Origin of the sequence: Pseudonocardia kunmingensis (assembly GCF_006716445.1) — a bacterium.
GTDB lineage: Bacteria > Actinomycetota > Actinomycetes > Mycobacteriales > Pseudonocardiaceae > Pseudonocardia > Pseudonocardia kunmingensis.
Window position 1 is genome coordinate 1,232,087 of the sequence record NZ_VFPA01000002.1, and the last position, 24,474, is coordinate 1,256,560.

Consider the following 24,474-nt stretch of genomic DNA (forward strand, 5'->3'; position numbering starts at 1 on the left):
CCCGTGGCCACCACCGACAACGGCCCCGCCCTCACCGCGCTGCGCGCCGTCGGGATCGCTCCCGACACCTACGGGCCCACGATCAACACCGCGCGCTCACCCCGGGCGGTGGACGTCATCGGGGAACGGCTGGCCGGCGCGATCCGCGGCTGCGCCGTCGACCCGCCGCAGGCGCTCCTCGTGTGGGACACCAGCGACGAGGCGGTGCTCGCCCACGCGGTCGCCCGGTGCCTCGACGTCGGCGTGCTGCGCGCGTCCGAGGTCGAGGGCAGGCTCGGGCTCGACCGCGACCTCGAGCCCGGCACCCTGGTCGTGCCGATGGCCACCCAGTGGGTGGACCGGCGGCTGGCGACGCTGCGCAAGCTCGTCGACAACCGGGGAGGGCGGACCGTCGCGGTGGCGGCGGTGCTCGGCTCCGCGGCACTCGCCGCGGCGCGAGACGTGCCCACCGCCGCGGTCGGGGTGCTCGACGAGGCGACGGGACTCCTCCCGTGAACCGACCCGCATCCGCCCACGTCCACGCCCACCCGAGGGCCGACGCTGATCGGCTCGGGGCGCTGCTGGACGCCTTCGCCGCGCTCTCCGAGCCGGACTCCGGTCCGGGCGTCACGCGGCTGGCCTACACGCCCCTCGAACGCGACGCGCACGCGGTGTTCGCCGCGCGGATGGCCGACCTGGGGGCGAGGGTGTGGACCGACGCGGCCGGGAACACGCTCGCCGAGCTCCCGGGTAGCGACCCCACCGCGCCCGCCATCGGCACCGGCTCGCACCTGGACAGCGTCCCGAACGCGGGGAGGTTCGACGGCATCGCCGGCGTCGCCGCCGCGGTGGAGACCGCGCGCCTCGTCACCGAGCACGGGATCGCGCACCGCCACCCCCTGCGGTTCGTGGTGTTCGCCGCCGAGGAGGGCGCCCGCTTCGGGCAGGCCTGCACCGGCAGCCGGATCGTCGCCGGCACCACCGGTCCGGACGACCTGCACGAGAAGCACGACGCCGAGGGCGTCTCGCTCGCCGACGCGATGGCGGCCGTCGCGTTCGACCCCGCGCGCGTGGGCGACGCCCGCTGGGACCCGTCGGACTGGGCGGGGTTCGTGGAACTGCACATCGAGCAGGGCGCGGTGCTCGAGTCCCGGGGAAGGCGCGTCGGGGTCGTCGACACCATCTCGGGCAGCACGCGGATGCGGTTCGACCTCACCGGCCGGGCGTCGCACAGCGGTGGGACACCGATGCACCTGCGGGCCGACGCGGCCGCGGCGGCGGCCGAGGTCGTCCTGCTCGTGGAGTCGGTCGCCACCCGGGCGGCCGCCGGCGGGACCCGCGCGACCGTCGGCCGGATCGACGTCGCACCGGGATCGATGACGACGATCGCCGGCGCGGCGAGCCTGTGGGTGGACGTCCGCGGCCTGGACCGGGAGCAGCAGCAGCGGTCGGCCACCGAGATCGCGGAACGGGCCGCGGCGGTCTGCGACCGGCGGGGCGTCGGCTTCACCTCCCACCCGCTGGCCGACACCCCACCGGTGCCGCTGCCCGCAGCCATCCGGGACGTCCTCGTCGACACCTGCGCGGACCTCGGGATCGAGCCGACCGTCCTCGCCAGCGGGGCGAGCCACGACGCCCAGCAGGTCAACCGGATCACCCCGACCGGGATGATCTTCGTGCCGAGCCGGGACGGGATCAGCCACGACCCCGCGGAGAGCACCGACATCGACGACCTGGCGCTCGGCACGACGGTGCTGGCCGCAGGCCTCCTGCGTCTCGACGCCGAGCTGTAGATGATCCTCCGAACGCTCGCCCCCGTCGACCGCGCGGCCCCCACGTGGTGCGAGGCCGAGGTGCTGGTCAACCGGCACCGCGCGGACCGCTACCGGCACCTGCGGCTCGCCGCCCCGGACATCGCCGCGGCGGCCCGGCCGGGCCAGTTCGTCATGCTCACCGCGGCGCGGCACCGCTCCGGCGGACCGGTGCTGCCGCGGCCCATGGCCCTCTACTCCTGGGACGCGGACGCTGGCGTCGTGGACATCCTGTACGCCGTGGTCGGGGGCGGCACCCGGGCGCTGTCGGCGTTCGCGCCGGGCGAGCGCATGGTCGTGGTGGGGCCGCTCGGCCGGGGTTTCGACGTCCACCCCGGGACGACGCGCGTCCTCCTGCTCGGCCGGGGCATCGGGACCTGCTCCCTCACCGGCGTCGCGCAGGAGCTCGCTCGCGCGCCGGTCGACGTCGTCGCCGTCACCAGCGGCCGCGACCCGGGCTCGGTCATCGGTGCCGAGGAGTTCCGCGCGCACGGCGCGGTCGCGGTCGCGGCGGTCAGCGACGCCGACGGGAGCAGCGACGTCGGGGAGCTGCGAGCCCGGCTGTGCCACGATCTGGATGACCGGCCCCCGCAGCAGATCCTGACCTGCGGGTCCGAGCGACTCGCGCGGCTGAGCGCCGAGTTGGGTGCCCGTTGGGGCGCCACGGTCCAGGTCTCGGTGGAGGCGCACATGGCCTGCGGCCTCGGCTACTGCCACGGCTGCGCGACCGGCACGGTCGACGACGGGGTCGAGTCCCCGCTCGTCTGCCGGGACGGGCCGGTGTTCGGGCTGGCGACGCGCACGCCGGAGTAGGCGGCCCCCAGCGAGGTGGTCACGCGCTGTGAGGGTGTAACGACTCGTGGTGTCCGACCGATCACCACATCGCCCCCACGACGTCGCGGCGCCGCGTCAGTTCCCCGGTCGACCCGGTCGCCGCCTCCGGCAGGAGTTCCGCGAGCGCGCGCCCTCCTGCGCCTCCCGGGAAGGACCACCTCCTTGAACCTGACCACCCGGCGCGGCCTCCGGCTCGCCGCCACGTTGGGCGTCGCCGCCGCGCTCACCGGCTGCGGGAGCGGCGCCGGCGCGCCCGCGGCCCCGGCCGGTCCGTCGGTGCCGGACGTGGTCGACGACCCGCTCGACCGGGCGGTGTCCACGCTGCAGGCCGTGCGCTTCCCCGCTCGTTCCCAGGACCTGCTGGGCGACCGCAGCCAGGCCGTGGACGGCACCTGGATCGTCTGCACCCAGGACCCGGAGCCCGGGCCCGCCGCGGAGGGCACGGTCGTCGAGCTCGGGGTCGTCAAGGACGTCGAGGCGTGCCCCGGTGCGGTAGCGGTCGCGACGCCACCGGCGACGACCACCCCGGTGCCCACGTCCGCGGCGGTGGCGGAGCCGCAGCGCGCCCCGAGGCCCGCGCCGGAGCCCGCCGAGGAGGACGACTCCGGCGGCGCGCCCCCGGGCCCGGGACGGCAGGGGCCGTGACCCGCTCCTGTCAGGCGCCCTGCGACGGGGAGTCGACGAGCGCCGCGTACTGCGGGTTCCGCTGCACGTAGCCCGCCAGGTACTCGCAGACGGGCCGGATCCGCAGGCCGCGCTCGCGCGCCGCGTCGAGGGCTCCCGCGGCGAGCTGTCCGGCGAGCCTGCGGCCCTGGAAGCCGTCGTGGATCTCGGTGTGCTCGAACACGAGCACGCCCGGCAGGTGCCGGTACCGGAGGAACCCCGCGGGCCTGCTGTCCACGGTGATCTCGAACCGCGAGCGGTCGGGGGCGTCGCTCACCTCGACGGGGGAGTCGGTGGTCTGCTCGGGCATCGTCGTCCTTCCGGGTCGTGGGGGTCCTGGTCGCGTGCAGCCGCGCCGTCCGTGTCGTCGTCGCACACCGCGGGCCTCCTGTGGACGCGCCGGAACCCTATCGTCACACGATATAACGCACCGGCTCCTGCCGCTGCGCGTCACGGGCACCCGCCCGTGGCTGCCGCATTCCGGCAACCTCGTGGCGCTCCGCGGCCCTCGAGCGGCGGACCGGCGCGTTCCGGTGCTCCTCATTGCCCGGCCCCGGCAGTATTCGAGCCGCGGTGGATTCCGTTGCCCGGCAACCTCGCGATTCCGGGCGGAATGGTGCTGGACACCGTCGTATGGTGGGTCTCGAGCGCGGCCCCGACGGGCCGTGCTCGTTCTCATCTGGGCGCCGGAACCACTTGTGGGTTCTGTCGAATGGTCGGCGCCCGATCCGGATCGAGGAGCACGATGATGACCGACACGCAGCAGGTATGGCTGACCCAGGACGGGTACGAGCGGCTGAAGAGCGAGCTCCTGCAGCTCGTCAGGGAGCGGGCCGGCGACATTTCCGAGGGCGTGCGGTCGGGCATCGGCGGTACCGGACGGGACGGGTCCGACGAGCAGGCGGCCGCGGATCGCAGGGAGCGCAACCAGCGGATCCGGAAGCTGCAGCAGATGCTGCAGGACCCGATCGTCGGCCAGGAGCCGCCGGACGACGGAATCGCGGAGCAGGGAATGGTGCTCACGGTCGCCTTCGGCGACGATCCGGACGAGGAGACGTTCCTGCTGGCCGAACGCGAGCAGGACGCCTACCCCGACGTCGAGATCTGCTCGCCGGACTCCCCGCTGGGGAGGGCGCTGGTCGGGGCGGCCGAGGGCGAGCGGCGCGAGTACCGGCTGCCCGACGGGCGGTCGATGACGGTGACGCTGGTCCGGGCCGTTCCGTACAGCCCCGGCGCCGCGGTCTGAGGAGTCCCGCGGTCCTGCCGGTGCTCGGCAAGCTCAGGGGCGTCGAGTTGGCCGGCGTGGGCTCCTGCCGGCAACCACGCGGTGCGGGCACCGTGGAGGGTGCCCGGCAACAGCGGGCGTGGGGCATGCGGGCCGTCAGCCCCCTTGCGGGCGGCCTGCATGCCCCTTCTGTCGGGCGAGCGGGGGTCTGTGATGGGGGTGGGTGTCAGCGTGGGTACGCGCGACGGCTGCGCGTCCGCGGCGCAGGTGTGGGTCCGGCGGTTGCTCGGACGGGTGGTCCTCGGCCCGCAGATGCAGCACCTCGGGCACGTCCGTGACGTCGTGGCGCATCGACGGGCGACCGGCGCGTCCGTGACGGGCGTGATCGTCGACGTCGGTGGCCACCGCAGCTTCGTGACCGCCGCCGCGCTCGGTGACCTGCAGCGCGCGCCGCTCGTGCTACGGGCGTTCTCCACGCGGCCGGCCCGTTCCCGGCGGCCCGGCGAGTGCCTCCTGGTGCAGGACGCCCTCGGGCGGCCGATCATGACCGGGGCGACCGCCGCGCCGTCCCGCATCGGCGACATCGCCCTGCGGCGGACTCCGAGCGGGTGGGTCGTCTGGGCCGCGGACACGCGGGGCGCCGTCGCGCGGCTGCTCGGTGCCCGTCGCCGCCTCGTGGGATGGGACGCCCTCGGGATGCGGACCCTGGTGGCGCCGGCGGTCGGCTTTCCTTGCCGCTATACGGCAAGCGAGGAGGAGGCGATACGCTGGCGGGGCCGTTCTGATTGCCGGTGATCGGCATGTTCGATCGCGGCCCCGCCGGCGAGAGGCGGTGTGGGAGGAGTCAGGACATGGGACGGGGACACGCCCGGCCGGGCCCTGCGGTGGTCTGCGAGAACGCCAGCGCCGACGCGGCCTGGCTGCGCCGCGTGGCCCAGGAGGCGAGCCGCGGCGCCGGGGGAGTGCCGGTGGAGCTGCTGGGCGACTTCCTGTCGATCCTGGCCGACGCCGCCGCCACCGGCCGGAAGCCGGAACGCGCCGAGCTCGACGCCGTCGGCCTGCTGGGCCGCCGCGCCGCCGAGCTCGGGGTGTCGGCGGGCAACGCCGTGCAGCTGTACCTGTCCGCCTCGTGGCGGCTGTGGCGTGAGCTGCCCGCGGTGGCGCTGTCGCAGGACGGCGCCGCGGTGGGCCGCGCGGCGGAGGCCGTCATGCGCGCCGTCGACCATGCCGTCGCGAGCCTGGCCGAGGGGTACAACGTCGCCCGCCGGGAGATGGTGCAGCGCGAGGAGACGCTGCGCCGGGAGCTGATCGAGGACCTGCTGCGCGGGGACGCCGACGTGGGCGCGCTCGTCGAGCGCGCCGAGCCGTTCGGCATGGACCTCGGCCAGGCCCACCAGGTCGCGTTGGCGCTCCCGGCGGGGCGCCTGGGCGACACCGACGCGGCGATCAGCTCGTTGGAACGGGCGGTCGTGCAGGGCGTCGGTGATCGGGACGTCCTGATCGCGACGAAGGACGGGCGCGTCGTCGTGGTCGCGCCGAGCGAACCGGCGCGTCACGGGTCCCGCCGCACGCCACCCGTCACGCTGGGCGACCTGGTGCACGCGGAGCTGGCCCGCTCGCCGCGCGGCGCGCCGTGGCGGGTCGCGGTGGGCAGGCCGCACCCGGGCAGCTACGGCATCGCGCGGTCCTACGAGGAGGCGCGGGAGGCACTGACGATGGCGCTGCGGCTGCAGCTCGACACCGCCGTCGTCCACGCCGAGGACCTCCTGATCTACCGGGTGCTGCTGCGCGACCAGCCGGCGATCACCGACCTCGTGCACACGGTGGTGAGCCCGCTGGCCGGGGCCCGCGGTGGCGCCGGGCCGCTGCTGGGCACGCTGGACGCGTACTTCGCGACGGGCTGCGTGGTCACCGAGACCGCGCGCAGGCTGCACCTGTCGGTGCGTGCGGTGACCTACCGGCTGGACCGCATCGCGTCCCTCACCGGGTACGACCCCACCGACCCCGCGCAGCGCTTCACGATCCACGCGGCCGTCCTCGGCGCCCGGCTGCTCGGGTGGCCGCAGCGTGAGCTCGCGGACCTCACCTGAGCGCGCGCACCCTCAGCGTTCCGTCCGCTCGCGTCGCGCGGGTTCGTCGTGCCATGCCGGCAGCGCGAGGTGGGAGTCCATCCGGCGCAGCTCGTCGCGGTGCAGGGCGCTGAGCCGGGCGAGGATCTGCTCGCCGTCGCCGGTCAGCTGCACGCGCACGGCGCGCGCGTCGTCGGGGTGCGGCACCCGCTCGACGAGGCCCTGCCCCTGCGCCCGGTTGACCAGCTCGACGACGCTGTGGTGGCGCAGCTGGAGCCGGTCGGCCAGCTCCCGCACCGTCGCCCAGTCCCGATCGGGGAAACCCTTGAGCGCCAGCAGCAGCTGGTACTGCTGGGGCGCCAGGCCGTGGCTGCGCACGATCTCCTCGCTGAAGCGCAGGTAGCGGCGGATCCCGAAGCGGAACCGGGCGAGCGCCTCGAAGTCCTGCTTCGTCAGTGCTCCGGAGTCTGCCAGTGCTTCGGAGTCTGTCCGCACGTCCTCGGCCCCCACGTCCACATGACACCACGCCGCGCACCGGCACCGCTCGACCGGCGCTCACTGTATCGTGCCACGATACATCGTGTTACGATGCGTTTCGTGCCGTACGGCGGTATCGGGCCCAGGAGGTGCGTCGTGCTCAGTGACCGTGAACGGGAGGCGCTGCGCGAGGTCGAACGGCGGATCCTGGACGAGGACCCCGGCTTCGCCCGCGCCTTCGAGGCGCGGGCGCGCCGCCTGCCGCGCGGGTCCGCGGGACGCGTCGGCGCGACGTTCCTCCTGGTCGTCGGGGTGCTGCTCAGCGCGGTCGTCGTGCTCGCCGGATCGTGGGGGATCGCGCTGGCGCTCGCCCTCGCGATCGCCCTGGCCTGGCTGGTCCTGCGGTTCGAGGACGCCGGTCCGCCCCGGTGGCCGGCGTGAGCGGCCCCGGGCCGGGCGGCGCTCGGACGCCCCGCGGCGGTGCGCGCGCACCGGTCGTCGTCGGCGTCGACGCCGCCGGCTCCGCGGACGCCGCCGTGGAGTGGGCGGCCGCGGAGTCCGCGGCCCGCGGCTGCCCGCTGCGGATCGTGCACGTCTTCCGCCCCACGCTCCCGGCCGATCCCTACGGCGTCGTCGCGCCGATGGACGCCTACCTCACCGCCCACGCGGCGGCCGACGCGGTGCTGGCGGAGTCGGTCGGTCGGGCCCGGACGGTGGCATCGGACATCGAGGTGTCGGCGCACCTGCTCGGCGGGACCACGCTCGGGGCCCTGCTCGCCGAGGCCGCCCGCGCCTGCCTGCTCGTCCTGGGCAGCCGCGGGCTGTGCGGGCTGCGGGCGCTGCTGGCCCGGTCGGTCTCCGCCCAGGTCGTCGCGCACGCGTCCGGTCCGGTCGTCGTCATCCCGCCGGTGCCGGAGGGGGAGCCCCCGCCCTGGTCGCCACCCCGCGTCGTCGTGGGCGTCGGGCCCGACCGGTCCTGCGACCGCGCCGTCGGCTTCGCGTTCCGGGCCGCCCGGCAGCGCGGCATCCCCCTCGTCGCGGTCCACGCCTGGACGCCCGACGCGCCGGCGGACCTCGAGGCGGTGCACGCGCCCGCGTCCGTCGCCGAGGTCGTCGGACGCCGGACCCTCGAGCGCGCGCTCGAGCCCTGGCGGGCGTCGTTCCCCGACGTCGAGGTCGTCACCGCGCCCGTCCGCGGCGAACCGGCGCGGGTCGTCGCGGCCGAGTCCCGGGGTGCCGCAGTGGTGGTGGTCGGTTCCCGGCACCGGGGGCAGGTCAGGGCCGCGGTGCTCGGCTCGGTGAGCCGCTCGGTCCTGCAGCACTGCTGCAGCCCCGTCGCGGTGGTCGCCCACGCCGCCCCCGGCCCGTCGCGGGTGCGGGACGTCGGTGGCGTCCTGCGCGTCCCGTTCGGGCGGCGTGCGCCCCGCTGACGCGCGCACGTGTGGCGTTGGTCCCCCTCCGGGCCGGTCAGCGGGGGTTTCGCGGCGTACGGCGCCTACGCTCGGCCCGCGCTGCGCCTTGCAGCGGCGGGAACCGCGAGGTGCCTGCGACGAGCCGGTGGTAGGAGGGTGTTGCGAAGTGCCGATGCACGGCGACCTGGAGCGGATCTACGCCGACGTACTGGCCCGGAACCCCGGTGAGCGGGAGTTCCACCAGGCGGTGCGCGAGGTGCTGGAGAGCATCGGGCCCGCTGTGGACAAGCACCCCGAGTACGCCGACGCGAAGATCGTGGAGCGGATCTGCGAGCCCGAGCGCCAGATCATCTTCCGGGTGCCGTGGGAGGACGACCGCGGGGCGATCCACATCAACCGCGGGTTCCGCGTCGAGTTCAACAGCGCGCTCGGCCCGTACAAGGGCGGGCTGCGGTTCCACCCGTCGGTGCTGCTGGGCACCGTCAAGTTCCTGGGCTTCGAGCAGGTGTTCAAGAACGCGCTCACCGGGCTGCCGATCGGCGGTGGGAAGGGTGGCTCGGACTTCGACCCGAAGGGCCGGTCGGACCGCGAGGTGATGCGGTTCTGCCAGAGCTTCATGACCGAGCTCTACCGCCACATCGGCGAGTACACCGACGTCCCCGCGGGCGACATCGGCGTGGGGAGCCGGGAGATCGGTTACCTGTTCGGGCAGTACAAGCGCATCACCAACCGCTACGAGTCCGGTGTCCTGACCGGCAAGGGGCTGAACTACGGCGGCGCCCAGGTGCGGCGCGAGGCCACCGGGTACGGGTGCGCGTTCTTCGTGGAGGAGATGCTGCGCGCCCGCGGCGAGTCGTTCGACGGCAAGGACGTCGTCGTCTCCGGCTCGGGCAACGTCGCGATCTACTCGATCGAGAAGGTGCACCAGCTGGGCGGGCGGGTCGTCGCGTGCTCCGACTCCTCCGGCTTCGTGCACGACCCGAAGGGCATCGACCTCGACCTGCTCAAGGAGGTCAAGGAGGTGCGCAGGGAGCGCATCAGCGCCTACGCGGGGGAACGCGGGGGCGACGCCACGTTCGTCTCCGGCCGCTCGGTGTGGGAGGTGCCGTGCGCGGTCGCCCTGCCCTCGGCCACCCAGAACGAGATCGACGAGGCCGACGCCCTCGCGCTGGTGAAGGGCGGCTGCGTCGCCGTGGGGGAGGGCGCCAACATGCCGACGACCCCCGCGGGCGCGCGCGTGCTGCAGGAGGCGGGCGTCGCGTTCGGTCCGGGCAAGGCCGCCAACGCGGGCGGCGTCGCGACCTCGGCCCTGGAGATGCAGCAGAACGCCTCCCGCGACTCGTGGTCGTTCGCCCACTCCGAGGAGCGCCTGCGCGACATCATGACCGGCATCCACGCCCGCTGCTTCGAGACCGCGCAGGAGTACGGGATGCCCGGCAACTACGTCGCGGGCGCCAACATCGCCGCCTACGCCCGGGTCGCCGAGGCGATGCTCGCGCTCGGGCTCGTCTGACGACCACGGCCACGCCCGTCGCAGGTCCGGGGCGTTGTGCCACCGCTGCGGCGGGCGCCCGGAGCCGCCCCGATACGGTGACCGGCGATGACGATCAGTGCGTCGCGCGCGCGTCCGGTGGCCGCCAGCGCTCCTCCGTCGGTCGAACGGCCGGGTCCGATCGGGCGCAAGGTGCGGTTGCGTGAGATCCGCCCGGTCGATCGCAGCACCCTGATCGGGTTCGACCGGGCGTCGGTGCGCGACCAACCGAGCCGGGTGGGTGGCTACCGGCACTGGGCCGTGCACCGGGCGAGCGCCGCCCGGGACCGGGCGCCACAGGACGACGACGTGCAGTTCGCCATCGAGGCGCTGCACGGGGGCATGCTGGTCGGGTCGATCTGCACGCTCCACGCCGTCCCGGCGTCCGGCCGGTTCAGCTACGGGGTCGGGATCGGCGCGCGGCACCGGCGGTGCGGCTACGCGGGCGACGCCGTGGCCACCCTGCTGGCCTTCATGTTCGCGCAACGCGGCTACCACTGGTGCGACGTCGGGATCCACAGCGCCAACATCGCCTCGTTGACCCTGCACAGCAGGCTCGGCTTCGAGGAGGTCGACCGCGTGCGGGACACCGAGCTCGTGCACGGGGGCGTGGCGTCGATCGTGCTCATGAGCATCACGGCCGCGCAGTTCGCCGCCCTCCACCCCGACAGGTCCGCCGGGCTCGGCCAGGCCGGCCCGACCAGGGGTCGCCACTGGCGGTCGGGGAGGGGCCGGCACTGGAACGCCACCGCGCCGGCACCGTGGAGCCGCGGCGCGCTCCGGGCGAGGAGCCCGCGGTAGGGCGGCACGGTGGTGCAGGTGGGCCCGGAAGGGTGAGCTGTTAGCGTCCCGATCATGGCTACAGCGCTCGTCACCGGTGCAGGCCGCGGCCTGGGTGCCGCCTTCGCCGCCCGACTCGCACGCGACGGACACGACCTCGTCCTGCTCGACGTCGAGGAGGACGCGGTGGAGCGCGTCGCGGGCGCGGCGCGGGGGCTCGGCAGGACCGTCGAGGTCCTGGTCGCCGACCTCACCGACGAGAAGGACCTGGCCGCGGTGGAACAGCGCCTCGGCGACCGGGAACGACCGGTGGACCTGCTCGTCAACAACGCGGGCGTCCAGGGTGAGGGCCAGTTCGTGGGCGTCGACGTCGGGCGGCTGCAGGCCGAGATCGACACCAACATCACCGCCGTCATGCGGCTCACCCGGGCCGCACTGCCTGCGATGATCGAGCGCCGCCGGGGTGCGGTCGTCAACGTGGCCAGCTTCGCCGGGTACCTCGCCGGGCGCGGCGACGCCTACGCCGCGAGCAAGTCGTGGGTGCTGTCGTTCACCGACACGGTGGCCGCGTCGCTCACCGGCACCGGGGTCCGGGCGCTCGCGCTGTGCGTGGGGCAGCTGCAGGTCCGCATGCGTCCGGCTCCGGAAGGGGCGTCGAGGTCCGGGCTCGACCCCGACGCGGTGGTCGACAAGTGCCTCGCCGACCTCGTCCGCGGGCGCACCCTGTCGGTGCCCGGCTGGCGCTACCGCGCCGTGGTCGACGCGCTGGAGCTGCCGCGCCGCACGCTGCGCACGGCGGCGCGGCTGGCCGGCCGGGGCCGCTGACCCACTCCGTACAGCCCGATCAGTCCAGCGACGGCCAGGTCAGGGCGGCCGCGCCCCACGTCGAACCGCCCCCGAACGCGGCGAGGACGACGCGGTGCCCGCTCTTCAGCTCGCCGCGCTCGTGCGCCTCGGACAGCGCGACGGGGATCGAGGCCGCGGCGGTGTTGCCGACGCGGTCGAGGTTGACCACGAGCGCCTCGGGGGGCAGGCCGAGGCGGCGGGCGACGGCGTCGAGGATGCGGCTGTTGGCCTGGTGCCCGACGAAGCGGTCGACGTCGGCGATGTCCCAGCCGACCCGCTCGAGCACCTCGGACGTGGAGCCGGCCATGCGCTCCACGGCGTGGCGGTAGACCGCCTGCCCCTGCATCGTGAAGAAGCGGTCGGGCGAGCCGGGCTCGCGGGAGCCGCCGCCCGGCACGACGATGAGCTCCTCCTGGCCCCCGTCGCTGCCCAGGGTCACCTCGTGCAGGTCGTCGCCGCCCGCGCGCAGCACGACCGCGCCCGCGCCGTCGCCGAACAGGAAGGCCGTGCGCCGGTCGGTGGGGTCGACGATCGTGGAGAAGGTGTCGGCCGCGACGAGCAGCACCGAGGCCGCGGCGCCGCCGCGGATCATCGCGGCGGCGGTGGACAGGCCGTAGAGGAAGCCGGAGCAGACGGCGTTGACGTCGAAGGCGGGCACCGTGCCCAGGTCGAGCCGCGACGCGACCAGCGGGGCGGTGGCCGGGCAGGTCCGGTCCGGCGTCGTGGTGGCGACGACCACGAGGTCGACGCCCCCGTCCCCGCCGCCGCGCCGGTCGACCTCCAGCGCGTGGGACCCGGCCGCCACGGCCAGGTCGGAGGTGGCGGTGCCCGGGTCGACGTGGTGGCGGGTGGCGATCCCGCTCCGGCTGCGGATCCACTCGTCCGAGGTGTCGAGCGTGCCGACGAGATCGGCGTTGCTCACGACCCGGACGGGTAGTGCGTGCCCGACACCAGCGATCCGCACTCCGGTCACTCCTACCACCCTAGTCGTGTCGCGCGCGGGGTTCACGCCACCGTGCGTGACGTGGGCGGCGATGCGTCGTAGCGGTTTCGCTATGGGGTAGCTATCTCAGCGGGTGGACGGGACCATCCGGCAGTCCGAGCTGCGCCATGATCTCGGCGTTGTTGTTGCGTCCTGCACGTCGTCGGCGTCGAGTGAATCGGATCGCTATTTCAGTCCGGAGCGGACGAAACCGTCGACGATCCTGCGCTGCAGGACCAGATACAACAGGAGAACGGGCAGGCAGGCGAGGCCCGCGGTCGCCATCAGCGGGCCCCAGTCGTTGCCCTCGGTGCCCATGAAACTGCGCAGCCCCAACTGCAGCACCGCGTTGGAGCGCTGCATCACCAGCGCAGGCCAGAAGTACTCGTTCCACGCGTTGATGAACAGCAGCACGCCCAGCGCGGCCAGCGCGGGGCCGAGGTTGGGCACGACCACCGTCCACAGCGTGGACCAGGAGCCCCGGCCGTCCATCCGGGCGGCCTCCAGCAGCTCGCGGGGCACGCTGCGGACGTGCTGGCGGAGCATGATCACCGCCAGCGCCGAGCACAGGTTGGGCAGCACCACGCCTGCGACGGTGTTCAGCGTGCCGAGCTGGTTGAGCAGGACGTAGTTGGGCAGCATCGTGACCTGGAACGGCACCAACCACGTCGCGACGAACAGCAGGTACAGCGCGCCCGAGAAGCGGAACCGCCACGCCGCGAAGGCGTAGCCGGCGAACAGGCCGGTCAGCAGCTGCCCGAGCGCGATCATCGCCGCCATCACGGTCGTGTTGAGCAACAGCCGCGGCACGTCGGCGGCCGTCCAGGCCTCCGCATAGCTCGCCACGGACAGCGGCCACGGGAACGGGTTGAGCGAGTAGACGTCCTCGGGGGCACGCAGCGAGGTGGCGTAGAGCCAGTAGATCGGCACGACACAGGCCAGACCGAGCAGGCCGAGGACGAGGTGGGCGGCCAGGGGGCGGGAGCGCTCGCCGACGGGCGTGGGGTCAGGCGTCATGGAAGGAGAGCCGATCGGTGAGCCGGACGAGCGCCAGCGCGACCACCCCGAAGCCGAGGAAGAAGATCATGCCGGCCGCCGCGCCCAGGCCGGCGTCGAACGAGCCGAAGGCGTAGTCCCACAACAGGTAGTAGACGTTCGTGGTCGCGTTCGAGGGGCCGCCGTCGGTGAGCGTGTTCACCAGCGGGAAGCTCCACTGCGCGGCCAGCAGCAGCGTCATGAGCAGCAGGAACGACAGGGTGGGCGACAGCAGCGGCACCGTGATCCACCGGGTGGTCTGCCAGCGGGTCGCGCCGTCGAGCGACGCGGCGGCGGAGTACTCCCCGTCGATCCCGCTCAGCCCGGCCGCCACCACCAACGTGGCGAAGCCGAGCACGTGCCACCCGGTGATCAGGATGATCGCGACCTGCGCGGGTCCCGGCTCCTGCAGCCAGTTCGTGGTGGTGCCCAGCACCTGGTTCACGAGCCCGCCGCGCGGGTCGAGCATCCACTGCCACACCGCGGCGCCCGCCACCGGCGCCACCAGCATCGGCGCGAAGACCAGCGCCTGGTAGACGGTCGCCGCGCGGCCGCGCACGCGCCGCGCCAGCAGGCCGACGACCACCGGGACCACCAGCGTGAACGGCAGCAGCCCGAGGATCAGGACGAGGGTGCGGCCGATCGACGCCGAGAAGTCCGGCAGCGCGAACAGCCGGACGTAGTTGTCGAACCCGACCGGCTCGGCGGGGCTCGTCGGCAGCAGGTTCCAGGAGTAGAACGACAGCTCCGCGGTCTCCACGAGCGGCCGGTAGACCCACACCACCAGCAGCGCGAGCCCGGGCGCGAGGAACAGGTACGGGGGCGCGGCGCGGGCCGGCCGCCGCCACCGGGACACGGTGACGGCGGCCGGCGCGTCGCCATGCGCGGGCGGGGGAACCTCGACGAACGCCGTCGGGGCGACCGTCGTGGACGCGGTCACGGCGCCGGGATCCGTTCGCGCATCCAGGCCACCCGCTCCGCGGCGTCGACGTCGTTCACGGGCTCACCGCCGAGCAGGATGGCGGTCGCCACCGCGGTGCCCTCGACGAGGTCGACCCGGCTGATCGCGGGCCCTGCGACCCCGCGCAGGCGCCCGGCGGGCGGCAGGGCGTCGACGCGGTAGATCAGCGCCGGGGCGATCCAGACCGGGATGCCGGCCAGCGCACCGGCGCCCGCGTAGTGCGCGTGCCCGCAGACGATGATCCGGACGTCGGTGCCGGCCAGCACCTCCGCGAGCTTCTCGGTGCCGCGCAGGCGCAGCAGGTCGACCGAGGGAACGGGCGAGGGCAGCGGCGGGTGGTGCAGCAGCAGCACGGTGCCCTCGGGTGCGGGCTCGGCCAGCTCGGCCCGCAGCCGCTCGAGCTGGTCGGGGTCGAGCGCGCCGTGGTGGTGGCCGGGCACGGTGCTGTCGAGCACCGCGATCCGCAGGCCGCCCACGCGGGTCGCGGTGTCCCACGGGTCCCCGGGCTCCCCGCCGGCGCCGAGCGCGGCGCGGAAGGCCCCGCGCTCGTCGTGGTTGCCCATGACGGGGACCACCGGGATCCCCAGCCGGGCCGCTACCGGGTCCACGACCTCGCGCAGCAGGCGGTAGGCGCCGGGTTCGCCGTCGGCGGCGAGGTCGCCGGGCAGCAGCAGCGCATCCGGCCGGGCGCCCGCCTCCACGACCGCGAGGGCGGCGCGCAGCGCGTCCGCCGACGCGGGGTCGGCGGTGAGGTGGCTGTCGGAGACGACGGCGAGGAAGCGGGCCGTCACCGGTCGCCACCCGCCGGGATGAGGGCCTGCCCGCGCTCGGCGGCCGCCCGGAGCGTCGCCTGCGGGTCGGCACCCTGGAGCACCACCTCCTCGACCGCGTCCATCATCCCGTCGCGGATCTGCAGGTAGTCGTCGCCGGGGAAGGAGACCCACGGCTCCATCCGCTCGAGCTGGTCGATGTTGATCGCGGTCGTCGGGTTGGCCGCCGCCCATTCCTGCAGCGCGGCGGGGTCGTCGACGAGGCCGGTGCGCAGCGGCAGGTAGCCGATGTTCTGCGCGATCTCGGTGAACGCGGCGTCGCTGGTGAGGAACTCGATGAGCTCCCAGCCTGCGCGCTGCCGCGCGGGGTCGTCGGCCAGCACGTACAGCGCGGCGCCGGAGTTGGTCGGCACGGCCGGGGCGTCGCCGAACGACGGGGTCGCGGCGCCGCGCAGCTCCCAGCCGGCGCCCTGCGCACCCCGGCCGAAGGTGCCCTGCATCGAGCTGGACTCGAGGATCATTGCGAGGTCGCCGCGGGCGAAGGCCTCCACCGCCTGCTGCTGGCTGAACTTGGGGCTCGCCCCCGAGGCGACCATGTCGGCGAGCACGGACACGGCCTCGACCGCGGGCGGCTCGGCGTACAGCAGGGTGGTGCGGTCCTCCGAGAGCACCCGCCCGCCGCCCGAGCGGATGATGCTCTGCAGGCACCAGTCCTTCGCCACGGTGGTGACGCAGTCGGCGTAGGCCCCCTCCTTGCCGGTGGCGGCCTTGATCTGCTGCGCGGCCGCGGCCACCTCCGCCCAGGTGGCGGGGGGCCGGGCGGGGTCGAGCCCGGCCGCGGTGAACAGGCTGGCGTTGTAGTACAGCACCGGGGTGGACAGCACGAACGGCACGCCGTAGGTCCTGCCCTCCAGCGTGGCGAGCCGGGCGGCGGCCGGCGCGTACGGGTGCGTGCCGCCGAAGTTCTGCGCGACGTCGTCGCCGAAGAGGTCCTCGAGCGGCTTGGCGCCCAGCTGGCCGACCGTGAACCCGAGGTCGGAGAACCCGAGCTGCACGACGTCGGGGGCGTTACCGGTCGCGGCCTGGGTCTGCACGCTCGACACGGCGTCGGCGGCCGGGTTGGAGCTCGTACCCTGCGGCTTCTGCGCGGTCACGGTGATGTTCGGGTGCTCGGCGTGGAACCGGTCGAGCAGCGCGGTGAACGTCTCCGACCAGGCGCCCGCCTGGCCGAAGTTGTAGCTCTCGAAGGTGATCGCCACCTGCTGGTCGGGTGCCAGCTCCGGGGCGGGCTGCGCGGGTGCCGGCGCGCCCGCGGGCGCGGAGCCGCCGACGCCGCACCCGGCGAGCAGGACGGCGGCGGCCAGCAGGACGGGTACTCGGGGGATGGGCACGGGGGTGCTCCTGTCGGGAGGGGTCAGGCCGCCGGCGCGGCGGGGGTCGGGGCGGCGGCGCGGACGAGGCGCCGGCCGCCGGCCCCGTCGAACAGGTGGACGCGGTCGGGATCGCAGGTGAGGGCGACGGCGTTGCCGACGGCGAGGCCGAGGGGGCGGGGCCCGCGCACGGCGATGCGGCTGCCGGGTTCGTCGTGCCCGCCGACGGCGACGTGCGCGACCTCCTCGCCGCCCAGGTTCTCGACGAGCCGGACCGTGCCCCGCCAGAGCGGGCCCGTCGCGCCGGGGGCGGCGAGGCGGACGTGCTCGGGGCGGGCGCCGACGAGCACGTCCCGCCCGTCGGGGTCCTCGCCCGGTCCCAGTGGGATCTCCAGGTCGGCGCCGACGGCCCGCAGCTCGCCGGCGTCGGACCACAGCCGGGCAGGCAGCAGCCGGATCGCGGGGGAGCCGATGAAGCCCGCGACGAACACCGACGCGGGGGCGTCGTAGACCTCCTCGGGGGTGCCGAGCTGCTCGAGCCGGCCGCCGTTCAGCACCGCGACCCGGGTGGCCATGGTCATGGCCTCGACCTGGTCGTGGGTGACGTAGAGGAACGTGGCGCCGAGCCTGCGGTGCAGGTCGCCGAGCTCCGCGCGGGTCGCGGTGCGCAACGTGGCGTCGAGGTTGGACAGCGGCTCGTCGAGCAGGAACGCGCCGGGGTCGCGCACGAGCGCCCGGGCGAGGGCGACGCGCTGGCGCTGGCCCCCGGACAGGGCGCGGGGCCTGCGGTCGAGCAGGCCCTCCAGGCCGAGCACCGCCGCGACCTCGGCGACCCGGGCGTCGATGTCGGCGCGCCGCCTGCCGCGGGTGCGCAGCGGGAAGCCGATGTTGCGCCCGACGCTCAGGTGCGGGTAGAGCGCGTAGCTCTGGAAGACCATCGCGAGGTCGCGGTCGCGCGGCGGGGTGGCCGTGATGTCGCGGCCGTCGAGCAGGATCCGCCCCGCGGACGGGGCGGTGAGCCCGGCGACCATGCGCAGCAGCGTCGACTTGCCGCACCCGCTCGGGCCCAGCAGCACGAGGAACTCCCCGTCGGCCACGTCGATCCAGACGCGGTCGACGGCGGTCACGGGGCCCGCGTCCCGGCGCGCCCCGGCGAAGCGCCGGGTCACGCCCTCGATCTGGATGCGGCTCACCGGTGATCCTCCTGGGGTCGACGGGACGGCGTAGGCGCACAGGCCAGCAGGAGCGGGTGTCGCGCGGATGAACGCCAGGGCTGCGGACGGCCGGACGCGTCCCGGCGGGGCCGGGCGGCAGCCCGCTGACCAGGAACGATCGGAGTTCCGGTGCGGACGATCGGGCTTCGGCGCACGTGGCTGTCCCCGCGCCGTCGTCCGCTGCGGCGTGCTGTCATGCAGCATTCGCCTGACGCACACCTGCGCGATGCGCGGCGACGACCGCGGCGGCATACCGTCCGGCGGTAGTCCTGGAGGCGAGCGAGGCGATGGAGACCCGGTACCTGCGTTCCTTCCTCGCGATCGCCGAGGAGCTGCACTTCGGGCGGGCGGCGCGGCGGTTGCACCTGGCGCAGCCGTCCCTGAGCCAGCACCTGCAGCGGCTCGAGCGCGACGTCGGGGTGGCGTTGGTGCGCCGCAGCTCCCACGAGGTCCGGCTCACCCCGGCGGGAGAGCTCTTCCGCGACGAGGCCAGGAAGCTGCTCGACCACATGGACCGGGCGGTCGCCGCGGCGCACGCGGTGGCGACGGGCCGTGCCGGCACGCTCACCATCGGGTTCAACTTCCCCGCGGGCCAGGACGTGCTGCCCGCCGCGCTGGTCCACCTGGGCGCCCAGCACCCACGAGTGCAGACGCAGCTGTGGGAGCGGCGGACCGGACCCCAGCTGGAGGGCGTGCTCGGCGGCGAGCTGGACGTCGCGTTCGTCTACGGCAGCCCGACGAGCCCGCGGTTGAGCTCGAAGGAGCTGATGACCGTCCCGATCGTCGCGGTCGTCGGCGAGCACCATCCCTGGGCCGGCCGCGACGACCTGCCGATGCGGATGCTGGAGCGCCAGCCGTGCCTGTTGTTCCGGCGCGAGCAGAGCCCCGCCATGCACGACGCGATCGTCGGCGCGGCGGGGCGGGCCGGCATCAAGCTCACGATCGCGGGGGAGGTCGACGACCCGGTCGCGACGGGCGTGCTCGTGTCGGCGCGGCAGGTGATCGGGTTCAGCTCCGCGTCCCGCGCCTCGCGCGGGCCCGCGCAAGGGCTCGTCGCCGTGCCCCTCACCGCGCCGGCCCCCACCCTGGCCCTGCACGTCGTCTGGCGTGCCGAGGACCGAACGCCGCTGGTCGACGCGCTCCTCGCCGCGCTGGAGGCGGCCGGGCCCTTCAGCGTCCCGAGCCCGAGGCCTGCCTGACGGGGTCAGACCCGCGGCAGCGCTCCTTCGCGCCGGGGGAGGCGGTCGCACGCCGCGGCGTACTCGTCCACGATCCGGGCCACGATCGCGGCGGCGGGCAGGACCTCGTCGACCAGTCCTGCGGACTGCCCGGCCTCGACCTTGCCGCCGGTGACGTCGCCGTCGAGCGCGGCGTCGCGCAGGGTGGCGGCCTGGAACGCCGTGCGGCGGACCTCGATGTCGGCGGTGCCGCGTTCGAGGTCGCCCATGCGCGCGGTGAAGTCGTTGGCGATCGCCCGGATGACACCGAGCCCGTGACCGACGGTGCGGGTGCCGTCGACGCCTGCGGCGAGCACGGCCGCCTTGTAGGCGGGGTGAACGGCAGCCTCGGTGCTGGCCAGGAAGCGCGTGCCGAACTGGGCGGCGTCGGCGCCGAGCGCGAGCACGGCGGCGAGCCCGGTGCCGTCGGCGATGCCGCCGGAGGCGATCAGGGGCACGCCGGGCACCGCCCGGGCCACGGCGCGTACCAGCACCTGGGTGGTGACCATGGCCGGAGGCGGGTGGCCGCCCGCCTCCGCGCCGACGACGACGAGCCCGTCGACGCCGGCGTCGGCGGCCTTGCGGGCGTGCTCGACCCCGGCCACGACGTGCAGGCAGGTGGTGCCGACGGCGTGGAAGCGGTCGAGGTAGCGCCGGGGCCCGCCCTGGGAGGCGATCAGGACCGGCGGCGGGCGCTCCAGGAGCATGTCGATGACCTTGTCGGCGCCGGCGCGGTACAGCGGGAGGTTCACCGCCCACGGACGCTCGGTCCCCGCGGCCATCTCGGCGAGCGTGCGGGCGAGGTCGGGCAGCCGCATCGGTCCGGCGGCGACGACCCCGAGCCCGCCTGCGCCGCTGACGGCGAGCGGGAGCGCGGAGCAGGAGGACGCCCACGACATCCCCGCCTGCACGACCGGCAGGTCGGTGCCGAGGAGATCGGTGGCGCGGGTGTGCAGGCGGGTCATGCGCGCACCTGGTCGAGCAGGCCACGGGCGTGGGCGGCGAGCCGCGACTTCTGGATCTTCGAGCTGGCGGTCATTCCGATGTCCTCGAAGCCGTCCACGATGCGCAGGTGTCGGGGGACCTTGAACCCGGCCATGTGCTCCCGGGCCCAGCCGAGGATCTCCTCCACGCCGGCCGCTCCGGGCGCCGTCAGCACGACGAAGGCGAACGGCACCTCGACGAGGCGGTCGTCGGGCACCCCGACGACGGCGGCCTGCCGGACGGCGGGGTGGCGGTGCAGGGTGTCCTCGACCTCCGCGGGCGCGACGTTCTCCCCGCCGACACGGATGATGTCCTTCGTCCGCCCGACGAAGTGCAGCCGGCCCGACCCGTCGAGCACCCCGACGTCGCCGGTGGCGAGCCAGCCGTCGGGATCGATCGTCTCGGCGGTCCGGGCCGGGTCGTCGAGGTAGCCCTGCATGACGTTCCAGCCGCGGACGAGGATCGACCCGGGTTCGCCGGGCGCGCAGTCGCGGCCGCCGTCGACCGCCCGGATGCGGACCTCGACACCGGGTTCCACGGCCATGGCCCCCGACGCCCGCACCTCTTCGGGCTCCCACCACGCCGACTGCGCGACGTTCGGCGACGCCTCGGACAGCCCGTACCCGGCCACGCACTCGCGGGCGCCGAGCTCGTCGATCACCCGCCGGATCACGGTGGGGGAGGCTGCGACCCAGGCGCCGCGCAGCTGCAGCCGGTGCCGGTCGCGGTCGGGGTGGTTGAGCAGCAGCAGCGCGATGGTGTCGTTGCCGGAGAAGTGCGTGCAGCGCTCGGCCTCGAGCAGCCGCAGCGCCTCGGCGGGCTCGAAGCGCGCCATGGTGACCAGCGTGGTGGCGTGCTGGAGCGCCGACAGCACGGACAGCGTGCTCCCGGCGACGTGGAAGAACGGGCGGGCGGAGTGGAAGCGGTCGCCGGGCCGCAGCCCCATCCGCGCGCCGTAGAAGAAGGCGTCGGCGCACATGCTGCGGTGGGTGAGCAGCACGCCCTTCGGGCGGGAGGTCGTGCCGGAGGTGTACTGCACCAGCAGGACGTCGTCGGGTGTCGCGGACGGGCCCGGGTCACCTGCGCCGCCGGCGAGGAAGTCCGCCCACGGGGTCGCCCAGCCCGGGGCGTCGCCGAGCACCACGGTCTCCCGCAGTTCGGGCAGCGAGGCGCACCGGCCGTCGGCGCTGATCCCCATGTCGCGCAACAGCGCGGCGAGGTCGACGCGGAGCACCCGGTCGGCGGTGAACAGGGTGGAGACCGCGGCATGGGCGAGGGTGTAGTGGATCTCGTCGCCGGTGAACCGGGTGTTCACCGGAACCGTGACCGCCCCGACCGAGCCGAGGGCGACGAACAGGGCCACCCAGCGCGGGCCGTTGCCGACGCAGAGCCCGACCCGGTCGCCGCGGCCGATCCCGCGGGCGACGAGCGCGGCGCGGATCCGGGAGACCTCGGCGGCGAGCGCGCCGTAGGTGATCCGCTCCTCCGCGGTGACGACGGCCTCGACGTCGGGAGCGAGCAGCGCGGCGCGGTCGAGCGCCTCGTGGGCGGTCAGCGGGCAGGCGGTGCGCAGGTCGATCACGCGTCCTCCTCGGTGGTCGGGGCGGTGCGGGCCCGGTCGCGGAAGCGCTCGACCCCGTCGCGCCAGCCGCCGTCGGCGAGGTTCTGCTCGATCGCGGCCATCTCGATCCGGATGCCGCGGTCGAGGTCGGTCTCGGCGCCGAGGTCGACGGCACGCTTGGTCAGCGCGATCGCCGAGGGCGGTGCCCCCGCGATCCTCGCAGCGGTCTCGTGGCCGGCCGCGGCCAGCTCCGCGGCCGGCACCAGGCGGGACACGATGCCCAGCTCGTGGGCCTCCCGGGCGCCGAGCGGGCGGTTGGTGAACAGCAGCTCCTTCGCCCGCCGCTTGCCGATGGCGCGCTGCAGCCGCTGGGTGGCGCCGACGGTGCCCCAGTGCGGCTCGGGGAAGCGGAAGGTGACGTCGTCGGCGGCCAGCGCGAAGTCGGCGGCGAGGGTGATCTCCCCACCCGACCCGACGACGGCCCCCTGCAGGAGGGCGACCACGGGGCGCCTGCAGGCCTCGATCGCGGCGTAGGCGGCGAAGGAGGCCATCCGCCTGCGACGGACCCACGCGGCGTCCTTGCCGGTGCGCTCCTTGAGGTCGGCGCCGGCGCAGAAGACCGGGCCCTGCGCGGCGAGGAGCACGACGCGCACCGAGTCGTCCGCGTCGAGCTCCTCGAACGCGGCGCGCAGCTGCAGGCACATCGGCAGGTCGACGGCGTTGCGCGCCTCGGGCCGGGCCAGCTCCACCCGGGCGGTGCCCTCGGCGGCCTCGACGCGGACGCGCTCGCCGGTCATCGGCCGACCACCCCGGCGGCGCGCAGGTCGTCGATCTCGGCCGGGCTCAGACCGGCTTCGGCGAGCACCGTGTCGGTGTCGGCACCGAGCAGCGGCGGCGCGACCGTGGGCGGAGGTTCCCCCGCGGTGTCGCGCAGCGGCGTGCGCAGCGCGGGGAAGGCGCCCTCGGTGGGGTGGTCGAACCCGCCGACGACGCCGCGCGCGGCGGTGTGCGGGTCGGCCAGCGCCTCCCGCACCGAGCGGACCTCACCCACCGGCACTTCGGCGGTGCGCAGCTCCTTCACGAGCGGGTCCCGGTCGCGTCCGGCGATCGCGGTGCGAAGGGCGTCCATGACCCGCTCCCGGTGGGCGACCCGCCCCGCGTTGCGGCGCAGCTCCTCGTCGGCGGCGAGGTCGTCGAGCCCGAGCACCGCGCACAGCGGCATCCAGTGCTGGTCGCTGCCGCTGATGTGCAGCCAGCCGCCGTCGGCGGCCTCGAAAGCGGCGCTCGGCACCCGGCCGGGGTGCTCGGTGCCGGTGCGGGTCGGGTCCTCGTCGAGGGCGAACAGGCGCGCGGCGTTCAGGGCGTGCAGGCTCAGCTGCACGTCCATCATCGCGACGTCGAGGTGGCGGCCGCGACCGGTGGCAGCGCGACCGGCGAGGCCGGTCAGCGCGGCGATCACCACCCAGAGCCCGGAGGTCAGGTCGGCGACCGGGACCCCCGACTTCACCGGTGGCCCGTCCGCCTCGCCGGTCATCTCCATGACACCCGACAGCGCCTGGAACACGGTGTCGTAACCCTTGCGCGCGCGGTCCGGGCCGGTCTGGCCGAACCCCGTGGCCGACACGTAGACCAGGCCCGGGTTGTCCGCGCTCAGGTCGGCGTAGCCGAGGCCGAGGCGGTTCATGGCCCCGGGCAGGAAGTTCTCCACCACGACGTCGGCCGTGCGGGCGAGCCTGCGGGCGACGTCGCGCCCGCGTGGGTCCTTCAGGTCCAGGGCGACCGAGCGCTTGCCGCGGTTGACGGCGAAGAAGTAGGCGCTCTCGCCGTGCGGCAGGTGCGGTTCGAAGCCGCGGGTCTCGTCGCCGGTGCCGGGCCGCTCGACCTTGACCACGGTGGCGCCCAGCTCACCGAGGATCTGGGTGGCCAGGGGCCCGGCGAGGACGCGCGAGAAGTCCAGGACCGTGATCCCGTGCAGCGGCGGGGTCATCTGCGGAACCCCCGCATCAGCGCGTTGACGTCCTGCCCGGCGCGCATCGCGGCGTCGGTGGGCAGGTCGGCGACGCGGTAGAACAGGTCCTTCGCCGCCCCGATCGCCCGGGGCGCGACCGCGGCCCACGTCTCGGCGATGCCCATCGCGGTGGGCAGGACGTCCTCCGGCTCGACGACCCGGTTCACCAGCCCGTGGGCGCACGCCTCGGCCGCGGTGAGCAACCGGCCGGTGCTGATCAGCTCGAACGCCAGCTTGCGGCCGAGGTGGCGGACCAGGCCGGTCATGACCAGCGCGGGCACGATCGAGTGCTTCAGCTCGGGGTAGCCGAGCTTCAGGTCCGTCCCGGCGACGGCCATGTCGGCGCCGATCGCCAGCCCGGCGCCGCCGCCGACCGCCGCCCCGCGAACTGCGGAGACGACGGGCACCGACAGCTGCTGCATCTGCGTCTGCACCCGCGCCGTGAGCGCCGCCCGCTCCAGCACCGCGTCCGGGTCGTCCGGGGTGAGGTGCGCGAACTCGGACAGGTCGGCGCCCGCGCAGAACCCCCGGCCGTTGCCGGTGAGCACCACGGCCCGCACGGCCGGGTCGCGATCCGCCGCGTCGAGGGCGTCACGCAGGGCGCGGGTCAGCGCGGTGTCGAGCGCGTTGCGCTTGGCGGGGCGGTTGAGCGTGAGCACGCGGACGGCGCCGTGCTCGACCGCGCGGTCCTCCACCAGGAGGACCGCGTTCGGTGCGACGGCGGCTTCGGACGCGGGTGGCACGG

At 75.0% G+C, this 24,474-nt stretch carries 26 protein-coding genes; 13 read left to right on the forward strand and 13 right to left on the reverse strand.

From position 1 onward, the window contains the following. Nucleotides 1–3: 3 nt before the first annotated feature. The 4 genes from FB558_RS21555 to FB558_RS21570 all read left to right on the forward strand — a co-directional run bounded on the left by FB558_RS21555 (nucleotide 4) and on the right by FB558_RS21570 (nucleotide 3,269). The gene (locus tag FB558_RS21555) at nucleotides 4–495 is read left to right on the forward strand and encodes a hypothetical protein (protein ID WP_142056187.1); all 492 of its coding nucleotides are present in this window, start codon (nucleotides 4–6) and stop codon (nucleotides 493–495) included. Then, nucleotides 492–1,772 carry a Zn-dependent hydrolase gene (locus tag FB558_RS21560; protein ID WP_142056189.1) on the forward strand — a complete coding sequence of 427 codons (1,281 nt, stop codon included), beginning with the start codon at nucleotides 492–494 and terminating at the stop codon, nucleotides 1,770–1,772. The genes FB558_RS21555 and FB558_RS21560 overlap by 4 nt, the downstream gene beginning before the upstream one ends. Next, nucleotides 1,773–2,603 (forward strand): iron-sulfur cluster-binding protein, encoded by an 831-nt coding sequence (locus FB558_RS21565; RefSeq protein WP_142056190.1) that lies wholly within the window; start codon nucleotides 1,773–1,775, stop codon nucleotides 2,601–2,603. Nucleotides 2,604–2,786: 183 nt separating this feature from the next. After that, nucleotides 2,787–3,269 carry a hypothetical protein gene (locus tag FB558_RS21570; RefSeq protein ID WP_142056192.1) on the forward strand — a complete coding sequence of 161 codons (483 nt, stop codon included), beginning with the start codon at nucleotides 2,787–2,789 and terminating at the stop codon, nucleotides 3,267–3,269. A gap of 10 nt (nucleotides 3,270–3,279) precedes the next feature. Here FB558_RS21570 and FB558_RS21575 read toward each other — a convergent pair whose 3' ends face one another. Beyond that, nucleotides 3,280–3,597: a GNAT family N-acetyltransferase gene (locus FB558_RS21575; RefSeq protein ID WP_142056194.1), complete on the reverse strand. Its 318-nt coding sequence runs from the start codon at nucleotides 3,595–3,597 to the stop codon at nucleotides 3,280–3,282. Nucleotides 3,598–4,035: 438 nt separating this feature from the next. On the opposite strand from FB558_RS21575, the gene FB558_RS21580 reads away from it, so the two are divergent. The 3 genes from FB558_RS21580 (at nucleotide 4,036) to FB558_RS21590 (ending at nucleotide 6,602) form a co-directional block, all read left to right on the forward strand. Continuing rightward, nucleotides 4,036–4,533 carry a GreA/GreB family elongation factor gene (locus FB558_RS21580; protein ID WP_142056663.1) on the forward strand — a complete coding sequence of 166 codons (498 nt, stop codon included), beginning with the start codon at nucleotides 4,036–4,038 and terminating at the stop codon, nucleotides 4,531–4,533. Nucleotides 4,534–4,743: 210 nt separating this feature from the next. Beyond that, entirely contained in the window at nucleotides 4,744–5,307 is a 564-nt protein-coding gene (locus FB558_RS21585) for a hypothetical protein (RefSeq protein WP_142056196.1), read from the forward strand. Nucleotides 5,308–5,363: 56 nt separating this feature from the next. Then, on the forward strand, nucleotides 5,364–6,602 hold the full coding sequence (locus tag FB558_RS21590) for a PucR family transcriptional regulator (RefSeq protein WP_142056198.1): 1,239 nt from the start codon (nucleotides 5,364–5,366) through the stop codon (nucleotides 6,600–6,602). 12 nt (nucleotides 6,603–6,614) lie between these two features. Here FB558_RS21590 and FB558_RS21595 read toward each other — a convergent pair whose 3' ends face one another. Then, on the reverse strand, nucleotides 6,615–7,091 hold the full coding sequence (locus FB558_RS21595; protein WP_246106652.1) for a MarR family winged helix-turn-helix transcriptional regulator: 477 nt from the start codon (nucleotides 7,089–7,091) through the stop codon (nucleotides 6,615–6,617). 123 nt (nucleotides 7,092–7,214) lie between these two features. Between FB558_RS21595 and FB558_RS21600 the strand changes: the two genes are divergently transcribed. The 5 genes from FB558_RS21600 (at nucleotide 7,215) to FB558_RS21620 (ending at nucleotide 11,606) form a co-directional block, all read left to right on the forward strand. After that, nucleotides 7,215–7,499 (forward strand): DUF3040 domain-containing protein, encoded by a 285-nt coding sequence (locus tag FB558_RS21600; protein ID WP_170231450.1) that lies wholly within the window; start codon nucleotides 7,215–7,217, stop codon nucleotides 7,497–7,499. After that, a complete protein-coding gene (locus tag FB558_RS21605; RefSeq protein WP_142056202.1) occupies nucleotides 7,496–8,488 on the forward strand; it encodes a universal stress protein in 993 nt (330 codons plus the stop codon). Before FB558_RS21600 ends, FB558_RS21605 begins: the two co-directional genes overlap by 4 nt. A gap of 148 nt (nucleotides 8,489–8,636) precedes the next feature. Continuing rightward, a complete protein-coding gene (gene gdhA, locus FB558_RS21610; RefSeq protein WP_142056203.1) occupies nucleotides 8,637–9,983 on the forward strand; it encodes an NADP-specific glutamate dehydrogenase in 1,347 nt (448 codons plus the stop codon). Between the two features lie 87 nt (nucleotides 9,984–10,070). Next, nucleotides 10,071–10,802 (forward strand): GNAT family N-acetyltransferase, encoded by a 732-nt coding sequence (locus tag FB558_RS21615; RefSeq protein ID WP_142056205.1) that lies wholly within the window; start codon nucleotides 10,071–10,073, stop codon nucleotides 10,800–10,802. Between the two features lie 54 nt (nucleotides 10,803–10,856). Further along, entirely contained in the window at nucleotides 10,857–11,606 is a 750-nt protein-coding gene (locus tag FB558_RS21620) for an SDR family NAD(P)-dependent oxidoreductase (protein WP_142056207.1), read from the forward strand. A 19-nt stretch (nucleotides 11,607–11,625) separates the two neighbouring features. Here FB558_RS21620 and FB558_RS21625 read toward each other — a convergent pair whose 3' ends face one another. From FB558_RS21625 to FB558_RS21650, 6 genes are all read right to left on the reverse strand, one after another. Next, nucleotides 11,626–12,600 carry a beta-ketoacyl-ACP synthase III gene (locus tag FB558_RS21625; protein WP_211366722.1) on the reverse strand — a complete coding sequence of 325 codons (975 nt, stop codon included), beginning with the start codon at nucleotides 12,598–12,600 and terminating at the stop codon, nucleotides 11,626–11,628. 195 nt (nucleotides 12,601–12,795) lie between these two features. Beyond that, nucleotides 12,796–13,626 (reverse strand): carbohydrate ABC transporter permease, encoded by an 831-nt coding sequence (locus tag FB558_RS21630; RefSeq protein WP_142056211.1) that lies wholly within the window; start codon nucleotides 13,624–13,626, stop codon nucleotides 12,796–12,798. Beyond that, complete coding sequence (locus FB558_RS21635) at nucleotides 13,616–14,584, reverse strand: carbohydrate ABC transporter permease (RefSeq protein ID WP_170231451.1); 969 nt, start codon at nucleotides 14,582–14,584, stop codon at nucleotides 13,616–13,618. Before FB558_RS21635 ends, FB558_RS21630 begins: the two co-directional genes overlap by 11 nt. Continuing rightward, nucleotides 14,581–15,396 (reverse strand): metallophosphoesterase, encoded by an 816-nt coding sequence (locus tag FB558_RS21640; RefSeq protein ID WP_142056213.1) that lies wholly within the window; start codon nucleotides 15,394–15,396, stop codon nucleotides 14,581–14,583. The genes FB558_RS21635 and FB558_RS21640 overlap by 4 nt, the downstream gene beginning before the upstream one ends. Next, entirely contained in the window at nucleotides 15,393–16,766 is a 1,374-nt protein-coding gene (locus tag FB558_RS21645; RefSeq protein WP_246106654.1) for an ABC transporter substrate-binding protein, read from the reverse strand. Before FB558_RS21645 ends, FB558_RS21640 begins: the two co-directional genes overlap by 4 nt. A gap of 23 nt (nucleotides 16,767–16,789) precedes the next feature. Further along, nucleotides 16,790–17,938: an ABC transporter ATP-binding protein gene (locus FB558_RS21650; RefSeq protein WP_142056215.1), complete on the reverse strand. Its 1,149-nt coding sequence runs from the start codon at nucleotides 17,936–17,938 to the stop codon at nucleotides 16,790–16,792. 308 nt (nucleotides 17,939–18,246) lie between these two features. Here FB558_RS21650 and FB558_RS21655 point away from each other — a divergent pair, with 308 nt between their 5' ends. Beyond that, nucleotides 18,247–19,158 (forward strand): LysR family transcriptional regulator, encoded by a 912-nt coding sequence (locus tag FB558_RS21655; RefSeq protein WP_142056217.1) that lies wholly within the window; start codon nucleotides 18,247–18,249, stop codon nucleotides 19,156–19,158. A 5-nt stretch (nucleotides 19,159–19,163) separates the two neighbouring features. Here FB558_RS21655 and FB558_RS21660 read toward each other — a convergent pair whose 3' ends face one another. From FB558_RS21660 to FB558_RS21680, 5 genes are read right to left on the reverse strand one after another with little or no spacing between them, the layout of a single operon-like run. Next, nucleotides 19,164–20,141 carry an NAD(P)H-dependent flavin oxidoreductase gene (locus tag FB558_RS21660; RefSeq protein WP_142056219.1) on the reverse strand — a complete coding sequence of 326 codons (978 nt, stop codon included), beginning with the start codon at nucleotides 20,139–20,141 and terminating at the stop codon, nucleotides 19,164–19,166. Next, nucleotides 20,138–21,742: an AMP-binding protein gene (locus tag FB558_RS21665; RefSeq protein WP_246106655.1), complete on the reverse strand. Its 1,605-nt coding sequence runs from the start codon at nucleotides 21,740–21,742 to the stop codon at nucleotides 20,138–20,140. The genes FB558_RS21660 and FB558_RS21665 overlap by 4 nt, the downstream gene beginning before the upstream one ends. After that, nucleotides 21,739–22,518 carry an enoyl-CoA hydratase/isomerase family protein gene (locus FB558_RS21670; protein ID WP_142056221.1) on the reverse strand — a complete coding sequence of 260 codons (780 nt, stop codon included), beginning with the start codon at nucleotides 22,516–22,518 and terminating at the stop codon, nucleotides 21,739–21,741. Before FB558_RS21670 ends, FB558_RS21665 begins: the two co-directional genes overlap by 4 nt. Next, complete coding sequence (locus tag FB558_RS21675) at nucleotides 22,515–23,708, reverse strand: CaiB/BaiF CoA transferase family protein (RefSeq protein ID WP_142056223.1); 1,194 nt, start codon at nucleotides 23,706–23,708, stop codon at nucleotides 22,515–22,517. Before FB558_RS21675 ends, FB558_RS21670 begins: the two co-directional genes overlap by 4 nt. After that, entirely contained in the window at nucleotides 23,705–24,472 is a 768-nt protein-coding gene (locus tag FB558_RS21680; RefSeq protein WP_425468046.1) for an enoyl-CoA hydratase/isomerase family protein, read from the reverse strand. Before FB558_RS21680 ends, FB558_RS21675 begins: the two co-directional genes overlap by 4 nt. Nucleotides 24,473–24,474 lie beyond the last annotated feature (2 nt).